4 protein-coding genes are annotated in these 13,789 nt (G+C 36.7%); all 4 read left to right on the forward strand.

The features are described from left to right. Positions 1 to 62: 62 nt before the first annotated feature. Positions 63 to 1,427, forward strand: coding sequence for a hypothetical protein (locus ACJJVU_RS13065; RefSeq protein ID WP_405226252.1), 1,365 nt, complete (start codon positions 63 to 65; stop codon positions 1,425 to 1,427). 119 nt (positions 1,428 to 1,546) lie between these two features. Beyond that, positions 1,547 to 2,707 carry a SprB repeat-containing protein gene (locus tag ACJJVU_RS13070; protein WP_405226255.1) on the forward strand — a complete coding sequence of 387 codons (1,161 nt, stop codon included), beginning with the start codon at positions 1,547 to 1,549 and terminating at the stop codon, positions 2,705 to 2,707. Continuing rightward, the gene (locus ACJJVU_RS13075; protein ID WP_405226258.1) at positions 2,708 to 3,973 is read left to right on the forward strand and encodes a SprB repeat-containing protein; all 1,266 of its coding nucleotides are present in this window, start codon (positions 2,708 to 2,710) and stop codon (positions 3,971 to 3,973) included. It abuts the gene before it with no gap. A gap of 4 nt (positions 3,974 to 3,977) precedes the next feature. Further along, the gene (locus ACJJVU_RS13080) at positions 3,978 to 13,577 is read left to right on the forward strand and encodes a T9SS type A sorting domain-containing protein (protein WP_405226261.1); all 9,600 of its coding nucleotides are present in this window, start codon (positions 3,978 to 3,980) and stop codon (positions 13,575 to 13,577) included. Positions 13,578 to 13,789: the final 212 nt, after the last annotated feature.

A 13,789-nucleotide genomic window follows, 5' to 3' on the forward strand; every position in this document is an offset into this window, starting at 1 on the left:
CTTTCGCGAAAGCGTTAAAGAACCAATATAAATTAGAGTCAAGTATTAAAGGTAACATCAAAATGAAAATAAAAAGTACATCATTCTTTTTTATAGTTCTTTTGTCATGTGTATACAGTGCACATAGTCAGTATAGAGCAAAGGCAAATGTGGCTGTTCTAGCTCCTACGAACTCTAACCTCGATGGGCAAGGAGCCTCCGTATCCGTAAACAATAATACGATAGTTTCTGCCACAGCATTTAACTCAAATAGTCAGAGTTCTAATGCAAAATCTTTTAGTTCTCCCTTTCCTAATAATTTTCAAGTTATTACTAATACTTATCTAAGTTCAGGATCTAATGGAGGATCTGATCCAGTATCCTGTACCGATATTAATGGTAACCCGGCCACAACATTTTCTACAACAGTGAATATACCATCTACAACAGTTGGCAATTCGTATGTAAGGGAAATAACTAATCTATTTAATGCATGTAGCTTTGGCTCCATTTCAAATACTAATATCCCTCAATTTTTTGAAGTATGGCATTTGCGTGATTTACCAATACCTACTGAAGAACAGTCTACTGTAGGCTTAAATGATTTAATTGTTTTAGATCCACAAAATGCCCAACCCTCCACATTTAGGGTGCTATACCAGATAGGCTCTGATCCTTATGAGCAACTTATTAGTGCATGTCAAAGCGGAAATATTTTTGCGCCCAATGCCTGCCCAGGTGAAGCACAACCTTCTCGTCCACAAAGTGGGGCAACTATAGATGTAGATTTAATACCTAATTTACCACAAGTACCTTTTGTAGTGAGGTTTCAACTTGACTATGGCGATGGAGTTCTTTCTAACATAGTAAGTTATACTATAACTGAAAGTTCTCCAGAATATTCCTCAGTAGTCAAACAAGACCCTTTATGTGCCTATGAGCTAGGTGATTTTACCATTAACTTTACGGAGACAATAAATGAAAATTTAAGATTTAATTTATTTTCTTTCCCAGAAGATGAGTTTTTAAATGAGAGCAGTGCACTTGTAAACGGCTCTAGTGTAGCTTGGTCTACAATAACAGGAAGTACTGAGGCAGTCTTAAATCCGGGCACCTACCGCTTAACATATCAAAAATTGCCTAGCGCAGAGTTAGTTCCAGGAATAGGTGATCCACCTATAATTATAACTATTGGATCTCCCCCACCCCTAGAATATAGCGTGCAAATAGAATCTGAAATCACCTGTAATGATGCAGACGATGGAAAAATACGACTTACCATAAACCCAAATAACAATGGAAGTATAGGTACACCACCATACAATTATGTATTGGGCAATGGAAATACAGGGAATTTTTCTGGAAATAGTACTACCATATCAAGTTTTATTGCTGGAGAAACTACTATTCAAGTATTTGATTCTAATGCATGTACTGAAAGACAATGACAATAATGAAAAACAATAAACTGCATATCATTCTTTTTCTACTGTTTTCTAGCTCCCTTGTGGCTCAGAACAAATTATATGTGTTATCAAGGAGGGCAACTCACAACGCGGCCTACTCAATGCAAAATCAAAATTTTGATGAATTTGAAGCTGGATGGCTTTTTACAGAAGATGAAGGTGAGAGCACTCGGTCTGATAACTTTATACAATTAGCCATTGATTACAGAATGGGATATAACGATGACACTAATAATAATTGTGGTGGATCTGTCTGTGGTCAATTCTCTTATATTTGCGCTCCTAGCTCACCCTTCCCAGCAGATGTAACAGATCTAGACTATAACCAAAATATCATTCTCAACAGCTACAAAAGAATCATTTACAATGGCCCATCAGACTTAGGCCCTGATGATGTAGGGGATACTTGTTTACCCTTAAACTACATAGCAATTTATATTCCTCCTAGTGCCACTTTTGACGGTGCAATATGTGATGATGCGCCTTTGTTTGAATCTTATAACGGTGGTTCTACAACAATTCCTTTTCTAACCTGGAAATATGAAAGAGATGATGGACAATGGGCGCTATTACCTAACCATAGAAATACCTATCCTCTAGATGCCTCTGTTACTGATATTTTTGGAACCAATCCAGATACCTATTTTACAGGTGTACTAAAAGTTCAGTACACGGTAGAAGCTCAGTTTTCTAACGCAGTGTACTTATCTGACGTATTCACGCTGACTATTGCACCCAAAACTCCTGGAATACAGAATTTCACTCCGAAAGACACCAGTTGCTCATATGCTTCAGATGGTGATGGTAGTTTTGAAATCACTTTTGATTCAAATATTTCTGGTGACACACTTAGTTTTGATATTAGTCAAGGAACGCCTGGAGGACCTTTATTTTATGATGTGCAAACTATAAATGGCTCTACATATTCATGGCCTGAAAATCTTGATCCAGGCACCTACTATCTCACCTATCAAACATTACCTAATGGATGTGATAGAACCTTTGGACCTATTACCATAGGTAGTCCAGATCCCATGGCTTACACCATTACTGCAAATGACATAAGCTGTTTTGCTGCAAATGATGGGGAAATTATCATCAATATAGATTCGAGCAATCCTGGTACACCCCCATATAAATACACTATAAATGGAGGTACTCCCGTCAACTTTTCTGGTACTAATACAAGCATACAAAATCTAGGTCCTGACAGTTACAATATTCAAGTGTTTGATCAAAATGATTGCACACAAAGACTATAAATGAAATACTATAAAATACATAATATTATATTTCTCCTGTTTTCTAGCTCGCTCGTAGCTCAGAACAAATTATATGTGCTATTAAAGGAAGCAACTCATAACGAAGCAAATGCTACTCATACTGATTTCTTCGGTGATTTTTATGCAGATTTCTTATACACAGAGAATGAGGGCGTAAGTACACGATCTGACGACGCCATACAATTAGCTATAGATTATAGAATGGGGTATACTGATGACACAAGGTTCGATCAAAGTGGTTCCCTTGGTGATTTTGACTATTACTGTCAAATTAGTTCACCTTTCCCTGGAGACACTGGAGATCTTGACTATAATCAAAACATCACTCTCAACAGCTACAAGAGAATCATTTACAATGGACCATCAGACCTAGGCCCTGATGATGTAGGGGATACTTGTTTACCCTTAAATTATATTGCTATTTATGTCCCGTCATCTGTAACACCCACTGGCGCGGTTTGTGATGATGCACCTTTATTTGACTTCTATAATGGAAGCTCTACAACAATTCCTTTTCTAACTTGGAAATATGAAAGAGATAATGGACAATGGGCGCTATTACCTAACCATAGAAATACCTATCCTCTAGATGCCTCTGTTACTGATATTTTTGGAACCAATCCAGATACCTATTTTACAGGTATACTAAAAGTTCAATACACGGTAGAAGCTCAATTTTCTAATGCAGTGTACTATTCTCCTATCCACACCATCACTATAGCTCCTAAAACTCCTGGAATACAGAATTTAACTGTTGCTGAAACAAATTGTGTTTATACAAATGACGGTAGTTTCAATTTGAACTTCGATTCAAATATAGCTGGTGATCAACTATTATTTAACCTACGAAAAGGGAGCACTTCGGGCCCGTTATTTACTCGCACAGAAACTATAAATGGCTCCAATTATTCATGGCCTGAAAATCTCAATCCAGACAACTACTATCTCACTTATCAGACATTACCTAATGGTTGTGATAGAACCTTTGGACCTATTACCATAGGGAGTCCAGATCCTATGGCTTACACCATTTCTGCAAATGACATAAGCTGTTTTGCTGCAAATGATGGGGAAATTATTATTAATATAGATTCCAGCAGTCCTGGTACAGCTCCTTATAAATACACTATAAATGGAGGTGCTCCCGTAAATTTCTCAAGTACAACTACCAGTATACAAAATCTAGGTCCTAACAGTTACAATATTCAAGTGTTTGATCAAAATGATTGCACACAAAGACTATAATCTTATGAAAAAGAATTACTTCCTTCTAAGTTTACTTTTATTTGTTTTTGCTTTCGCGAAAGCGCAAACAACCGTCACTACGTCATACCAAGCAGATGATGATAAAATTGTAACGGTTAATTTTGAACAGCCAGCCGCCATAACTATAGATGAGTTAGTTCCTAATGAAGGGAATGTTACTATTTTTGGAGGAAACGATGGGTACTTCACTGTCAGAATTACTGGAGGAATCACTGGTGGAATCACTGGTTCAATTTCATCTATACCTTATGATATCATACTAAGAAGAAATAACATTGTATATACCGGTGCTACAGTAAATGGAACATCTGGTTCCGGATTCTATGATATAAATTTTTCTACATTAATTGCGGGAACAGGAACAAATTCTTATTCTGTTGAAGTTTCTAACCTTAACGGTAGCTGTACTGAAATACTACAAAACATTGAAATAACTCAACCTCCCGTATTTGAATTTAATGATGCTTTTGAAGTTGTTAATCAACCTGATTGTAATGGAGATACTGGTACCATTAAAGTAAGAGCACAAGGTGGGATAGTCAATTATAGCTACCAACTCCTAAAAGAAATCACACCAAGTTCAAACATATATGTGAATGAAGGATCACCCCTAACGATAAACCCTACAACAGATTATACATCACCTAATCTTAATCCAGGTAATTACAAAGTAGAAGTGACAGATAATAATGGTTCTGGAAATGCAACCATACTATCTTCTGTTCTTACTATCAATAATGTTACCCCTGTTACGTTTACTCTAAACACAAAGACAGACGTCTCTTGTAAAGGAGGAAATAATGGAGCTATAAGTATTAATGTATCTGGTGGTGACGGGACTTATACTTTTAACTGGACTAAAGCCGGTAGTGCATTTGCCTCTACTCAAAACCTCACAAATTTAACAGCTGGTGTCTACATACTTAACATTGAAGACTCAAACAACTGCCCAGATAATGTTTCAACATTAGATCGCATAATAGAGATTGTTGAACCCGCAGAAGATCTAGCAATCACCTTAGAAACTTCTGGTATACAAAACCCTACTGGAGTGGGACTTTCTGATGGTTTTATAAAAGTTGATGTTGCTGGTGGAACAGAAAATCAAACCGGAAACCCTTATACCTATAGCTGGACACTTAATAGTGTCCAAGTGGGCGTAGATGAAGATCTTATCGATGTAGAAGATGGTGATTATACACTTACCGTAACAGATGCGGCAGGATGTACTGCAACTTTTACTGATATACTTACAGACCCTCAACCTGTTGAAGCAATGGTAGATATTACAACTTCAATAGATTGTAATGGTGATTTAGGAACATTAGAAGCATCTGGATCTGGTGGTAGTGGATCTTATACTTATGAGTGGTTTATTTTTAATGGTTCATCTTTTGTTGATACAGGTGTTACAACCGCAATTTATACTAATGCTGTGCCTGGAGAATATAAAGTCCAAGTAACAGACGCATTTGGAATTAACGACAGCACATCTATAACACTCTCTGAGCCTTCTTTAATTACCCTATCAAATCCTACTGTAAAAAACGTTTCATGTTTTGATGGTGCAAATGGCTCTATTGAAATTTCAGCAAGTGGAGGAACTGGGAGTTTATCTTACGAATGGAGATTACAGGGTGCAACACCTATCATAGCAACTACAAGTGATATTTTCAACTTAGCTGCTGGCAACTATATACTAACTGTGCGTGATGGAAACATGTGTAGCATCACCGTGGACACTCCTATTGCTATTACTCAACCAGCAAGTGCATTATCTATAACTAATTTTACAGAAACAGACATTCTAATCAATGGAGAAGATACCGGTGGTATTGATATTACTGTTTCTGGAGGAACTCCTGGTTATACATTTAGCTGGACAAAAGATGGGGACGCCTCCTTTAATAGTGTTACAGAAGACATATCTGGTCTTACTGCTGGCACATATACAATTATAGTTACAGATGGACAATATTATACAGGATCTGGCAATGAAGGCTGTACTACCACTCAAACTTTTACACTAACGGAGCCTAGCTTTTTAGATATTGAAATTGCAGTTAATACGGAAATAGATTGTAATGGTAATCTTTCTGGTATTCTTGATGCCATTGCAACCGGAGGAACACCGTCATATAATTATCAATGGAAAGAATTGATAAGTGGAACTTTTGTAGATGTTGCAAACTCAACTGCTACCACATCGCAATTACAAAATGTGGGTGCTGGGGAATATGAAGTGACGGTAACAGATGGTAATGGGGCCAGCAATACTGATAGTTATATTTTTATAGAACCTACTCTTATTACAATTTCAAACATAGTTATTCAGGACGTTGCATGTTTTGGGGAAGACACTGGAAGTATAACACTAAATGTTTCTGAAGGGACAGGCCCTTATACCTATGAATGGAGAGATGATCTTAATAATGTAGTAGGAAATACAAAAAATCTTCTAGATGTTACAACCGGAACCTACACACTTACCGTTACCGATTTTAATGGTTGTACAATATCATCTAGCGCGTTATCTATAGAACAACCTAATGCTCCTTTATTAATAACTGAGGAAAGCAAAGTAGACCTTACTGGTTTTGAAACTAACAATGGTTCAATAGACATATCTGTAAGTGGTGGTACTACTGGCTATTCGTTTTTATGGAGTAAAGATGGAGATGTAACGTTTACTGCAATAACGGAAGATCTAGATGCTCTGAGCGCCGGAACTTACAATGTACTTGTTACCGACAGTAATAATTGTACAATGACTGACAGCTTTACCCTCACTGAACCTGACTTATTGATTATAGAATCAATAGACCAAGCAAATCTAAACTTATGTTTTGGTGATAGTACCACAGATATAACTTCTGTAGTTTCAGGAGGAGTACCTCCTTACAATTATTCTTGGTACTTAAATAGTGAGCCAGGAAATGTGCTCTCTACCTTAGATAATCTCATAGACAGTCCTGCTGGAATCTATACACTTAATGTAATGGATGATAACGGCAATGAAGCTAGCAGCAATAATATCATTGTTACTGCCCCATCTAAAATAGTAGTCTCAGAAATCCACACGGACATTCTCTGTAAAGGAGAATTGACTGGAGAAATAGATATTACTGTTACTGGAGGGACTCCTAAAACTACCGGTGCGCCCTATTTTTATGCGTGGAGCAATGGGGCTACCTCAGAAGACATATCTGGAATACCAGCTGGTGAGTATTCTGTCACGGTTACAGATTCAAACACCTGTCAATCTGAGGAGGTTTTTATTACCATAAGCGAACCTGTAAATTCACTTTCAATTAGTGATTCTACAATAACTGATGCCACAGGAAGTGGATTAAGTAATGGTAGTGTATCTGTTATTGTGTCTGGAGGAACTCCAGCTTATGAATACACGTGGACAAATAGTGCAGGCTCTGTCATTTCAAATAGCAATGATATTACAAATCAAACTGCTGGTATCTACACACTAACGGTTGTAGATGCAAATGGTTGTACAATTGCACCTACAGACTTTGAAATTAAAGAACCAAGTTTGTTAACAGTAGCAATAAACAATATTGATATTACTTGTAATGGAGGCACAGGAAGTCTTGAAGCTGATGCAAATGGAGGAATAGCTCCTTACACGTACTCTTGGAAAGATGAATCTGGTATAGAAATTAGCACAGCTATAAATTCTGGGACCGTAGTTTCCGGTGCATATGATCTAACAGTATATGACGCAAATGATAATTCGGCATCGATTATAGGATATTTCTTTTCACAACCTGATGCCATCTCATTAAGCTCACAACTTACTCATGTGAGCTGTCACAATGCGTCAAATGGTGCTATCGAACTTGTAATTACCGGCGGATCCAATAATTATGATATTTCATGGGATTATGATACAAATAATATATCTCAGAGTGCCTTAGGACTAACGGGGGGAACTTATGTAGTTACAATTGTAGATCAATTAGATGCCTCATGTACGTTAACAGAAACTTTTGTTATAGATGAACCAGGAGCCTACGGAATAAATAATAATATAGTCCAGATGCCAAGTGTGTCTGATAATGATGGAAGTATAAGTTTAAGTGTTTTTGGAGGTGTCGCACCTTTCACTTATGAATGGGTTAATCAAGATGGAACACTTATAAGTACTATGACTGAAGGTGCTAATCATCAAATAAATAACCTAGCCGCTGGAATCTATACAGTTACTGTAACAGATAGCAGTGGAGCTTCTTGTATTGTGAATGAAACCTATATCGTAGGTCTACCTGCTACACTTATCACTGAAATTAATCAATCTGGAACGATTACTTGCGCTACAGATACAGTCGCCTTAAATGTGAATACAACAGGTACATATACGTACCAATGGTTTGATGCTATTACTGATACTGCAATAGCTAATGAAACTGGAGCTTCAATTACTGTAGGAGGTGGTTCTTACTATGTGAGAGTTATTGATAATGTTAGAGACTTAACAGAAATTAGTACTGCGACTATTGTTATTGAGCCAGCGGCTGTGCAGGCTAGTGTTGTAGCCACGAATGCACTGTGTTTTGAAGATGCCAATGGTTCGATAGTCATTAATGCAAATGGCGGAAGCGATAGCTACCAGTATATTTATAGATTAGTTGGTCAAAGTTATCCTACTACTTGGATAGATTTTGAAAATGGTGCTTCTACTACAATCACGGGCTTAATACAAGGTAACTATGAGATTAGAGTAAGAGATAATCTGGGATGCACTTATAATAACAACGGAACCATAGTAAACATACCAGTCACTATATCAGAACCCCAGGTCCTTGTAATTGACAGTGAAACAATTGTAAACACAACTGGAAATGGATTAAATAATGGAAGCGTTTCTGTAACAATAACTGGAGGTACTTCACCTTATACTTTTTTATGGACAGATAGCTCTGGAGCTGTTATAAATTCCGATGTTGCAACAATTAATAATCTAATTGCAGGTACTTATATTTTAAACATTGCTGATGCAAATGGATGTACTATAAGTCCTACAGAGTTTGAGGTAACAGAGCCCCTTGCTCTAGACGTTGAGATTATCAAGACTGACATTACATGCAATGGCGGAGAAGGAAACTTAGAAGCAACAGCTAGTGGAGGTACTCCTGAGTACATTTATTCATGGACAGATTCTAATAGTAATGTGATAAGCAATTCTTCAAATACTGGCAGTATTACAGCTGGTATTTACAACTTACTTATAAAAGATGCATTTGATAATGAACTCTCACGAGTTATTGAATTTACAGAACCAGATCCTTTAGCTTTAAGCGAAATAATTACAGATGTAAGTTGTTACAATGATTCAAACGGAGTTATAGAATTCTCAATAACTGGAGGTTCTGGAAACTATGATATATCTTGGGATTATAGTCAGACTAATACCACTACAATAGCTTCTGGTTTATCTGGCGGAACGTATACTGTAACTATAAAAGATGGTATTGATTCTAATTGTATACTTACAGAAACCTTTACCATAGAAGAACCTGAACCTTATGGTTTAAATAATATTATGGTAACTACACCATCATCTACTAATAATGATGGTACGGTGAGCTTGAATGTTTTTGGAGGTACTGCCCCATTTACATTTGACTGGGTTGATGAAAGCGGTAACGCCGTTACGAGTACTACTGCAAATAGTACAAATTCAATTTCTGGACTAGCTGAGGGAGATTATACATTAACAGTAACAGATAGTAGCCCTTTTAACTGCCAGCTTATAAATACATTTACTTTAGGTCTTCCTGGAGAACTATTAGTCGCTGTCGACCAAACGCGAGAAGTAACTTGTTACGGAGGTAATGATGGACAAATTACTGTTACTACAAATACGGGTGTAAATACTTACGCATGGTATGATGCATCTGTTACTCCTGCTGTTTTAATTACCGGCCTAGATACACCTATTGTTCAAGTAGCTGCGGGTACGTATTATGTAGAGGTGTATGATGCGGTACAGTCTATAACAGAACTTAGTGCTCCTATTATTATTTCTCAACCTGATGCTGTTCAGGCAAGTGTTACCACAACTGATGTAGTTTGCTTTGAAGAGTCAAATGGAGCTTTTATAATTAATGCTATAGGAGGATCTGGAAGTTATGAGTATGTATATAGAGCCGTGGGTGAAAATTATCCAACAGCATGGACACAGTTTGATAATAACTCTGCTACTACCATCAATAATCTCTCACAGGGTAATTATCAAGTAAGAGTAAGAGATAATGCTTTATGTACTTTTAATAATAGCAATGGAACAATTACAGACATTGACGTCGTTATCACACAACCTAATGAATTACTTATCTCTGACACTACGATAACAAATACAACAGGTAACGGCCTAGAAAACGGAAATATAACTGTTACCATTTCCGGAGGCACCTCCCCTTACACTTACTTATGGACAGATAGTTCTGGAACTGTTATCGATTCTGATATATCTATTATTGATGATATCGCTGCAGGCAACTATACTTTAAATGTTACTGATGCGAGTGGATGTACTATTGAACCTACAAACTTTATAGTAACAGAGCCTAACATATTAAGTGTAGAGATTATCGAGAGTGATATTACTTGTTATGGTGGTGAAGGGAGCCTAGAAGCTATTGTTAGTGGAGGTACTCCTGAGTTCACTTACTCATGGACAGATGCTAATAATAATGAAATAAGTAGTACTGCAAATTCTGGTAATGTCATGGCTGGCGTGTACAATCTACTTATTACAGATTCATTTAATAATCAACTCTCAGAAGTTATTAATTTTGTACAACCTGAGGCTTTAGCTTTAAGCGAAATAATCACAGATGTAAGTTGTTACAACGAAGGTAATGGATCAATCGAGCTGTCAATTACCGGAGGTTCTGGCACCTATGATGTCACTTGGGATTATAACCCAACAAATACCACAACGATAGCTTCTGGCTTATCTGGTGGAACATATACGGTTACTATAAAGGACCAGATTGATATGTCTTGTGAGCTTGTAGAAAGCTTTGTCGTTAACGAACCTTTACCTTATGGAATAAACAATAGCGTTGTTCAAATGCCTAGCCCTGAAGGTAATGATGGAAGTATTAGTTTAAGCATTTTTGGAGGAGTTGCTCCATTTACCTATAATTGGATTGATCAAAGTGGTATAAATGTAGCTACCGTGATTGAAGGAGTTAATCATGAACTCAATAACTTATCTGCTGGGGTATATACAGTAACGGCAACTGATAGTAGTGGAGCATCTTGCGAGGTTTCAGAAACCTTTATTGTTGGTTTACCGGCTACTCTTATTTCTGATATCAGTCAAACAGGCGTAATCACTTGTACAGATGATACCGTTATACTAAACGTAGTTACTACAAACACCTATAATTATCAGTGGTTTAATGCAATTACTAATTCCGTAATTACTGGAGAAACCGCAAGCTCTATTAATGTAGGCGCTGGTTCTTACTATATTATGGTAACAGATACCGGGAGAGATTTAGTGGAGATAAGTGCTCCTATAACTATTGTTGAACCAGATGCTATTCAAGTAAGTGCTTCCACGACAGATGCTCTTTGTTTCAATGATGTTAATGGGACTATAATTATAAATGCAACGGGTGGTAGTGGTAGCTATCAATATATCTATAGACGCGTTGGGCAAGTTTATCCTACTACTTGGACAGATTTTGACGATAATGATTCAACTATTATTACTGATATATCGCAAGGTAATTATGAAATAAGAGTTAGAGATAATCTTGGATGTACTTATAATACTAACGGTTCTATTATAAATACACCAGTTACAGTCTCTCAACCTAATGAACTAGTCATTTCTGATAGTATTATTATAAATACAACTGGTAATGGATTGAGTAACGGTAGTGTTTCTGTTATAATCTCCGGCGGCTCCTTAGACTACACCTACCAGTGGTCTAATGCTTCTGGTCAAATAGTATCTACTATAGACACCATCGATGACGTAACTGCAGGTATATACACGCTAACCGTTACTGATGCAAATGGATGTACTATTATACCAACTGATTTTGAGGTTTTAGAACCTCAACCTCTCATACTTGATACTAATATCACTGCTATAATTCTTTGTAACGGTGATGCATCAGGATCTATTTCTGTAATGGCGACAGGAGGAGTTCCTTTTTCAAACTCTGCAAATGATTATAATTTCGAGTGGTTTGATAATACAACTATGGCTCTTGTAGATACAAACCCTTCTGTTGATGACCTTATCGCAGGTTCATATTACGTTGTGGTTACAGATGCAAATAATAATGTAGCCGTAAGTGATGTTATTGAAATATCTGAGCCAGATGCTTTATCACTTACTCTTGAGGCTGACTTTGTTTTATGTGGAGATCAAAATGATTGGGAGATAATATCAACAGTTACAGGAGGAATACCGGGATATAACTATATCTGGAGTAATGGAGATATATCACCAAATCTTACAAATGTTTTACCTGGAGAATATACGCTTAGTATTTCCGATCAATATGGTTGTGTTACAAGTAATACAATCACACTTGTTCCACCTCCTGCCTTAACAGCAAATGCTACTACTGTAAATACAACATGTTTTGATGGGGACGACGGTAGTATACAGCTAGCTCCCGCGGGTGGCTCACCTCCATATACATACATATGGGATAACGGTGGTTCATCTAATACTACAAATAACCTAGTTGCTGGAATCTATCAAGTTTCAATTATTGATAGCAAAGGCTGTGAAATTATTGAAACATATGAAATTACAGAACCCGCTGAAACTATTTTGAACTTAGGCCCAGATACCACATTATGTTTAGACCAAACTGTAGAGTTAGATGCAACTATTGCAAATGGATTGTCTTACATTTGGACTTCAGATAATGGTTTTACAAGTAGCGACCCACAAGTCGTCTTATCTGAAGAAGGAACTTACACCGTAATTGCAACAAACACAAGTGGGTGTATTGTAACAGATGAAATATCTGTTTTAACTGTAGAAGAACCTATTAATGCAGAGTTCTTAGTTTCTACTCAGGCATTTATTGATCAACCATTTGTTATTGTTCAAGTGAGCGACCCTTTTCCTGATACCGTAGAATGGATACTTCCTGAAGATGCAAATGTTCTTGAAATGGGTACGGACTATGTTGAACTTAGTTTTAGCGCCACAGGTGAATATGACCTTACTTTGAAAGTTACAAATGGTAATTGTACAGAATATCAAACTAAGCGTATTATTATTATAGAAGGTCAAGAATTTGATGTAGAGTTAGAGTCGAATGATGATCCTACTGTCAAGTCATTTTTGATATATCCTAACCCGACCTCGGGTGAGTTTACGCTTGACGTAGAATTAAAAGAAGTAATGCCTCTAAGTGTTAAGGTATTTGGTCTTTCAAATAATGTTCCTGTTGATCAAAGATATCTCGATAATCAAGATACATATCAAGAAACTTATAACTTATCAGTAGCCTCAGGGGTATATTTTATATTACTAGAAACTCCAAACAATACAGTTCTCAAAAAATTAATTATCCAGTAACCTAAGGTTTGGACAGTTTTATAATCTTAAGTAGTATTATAAAACTGTTTGAATCTATGACCTATGGAGCAAGATTAAAGTCAATCGTACATCTCTTCATAACTAATCCGCTTTTCTTAAGGAGAATGGACAATTATATATTGTTTAATTCTTTTTAATGTACCACCTTCAAAAGTAATTAAGAGTAACGATTAGACTTAACTATTTCGATT

Source organism: Dokdonia sp. Asnod1-B02, from assembly GCF_045063955.1.
In the GTDB taxonomy this organism is placed as follows: domain Bacteria; phylum Bacteroidota; class Bacteroidia; order Flavobacteriales; family Flavobacteriaceae; genus Dokdonia.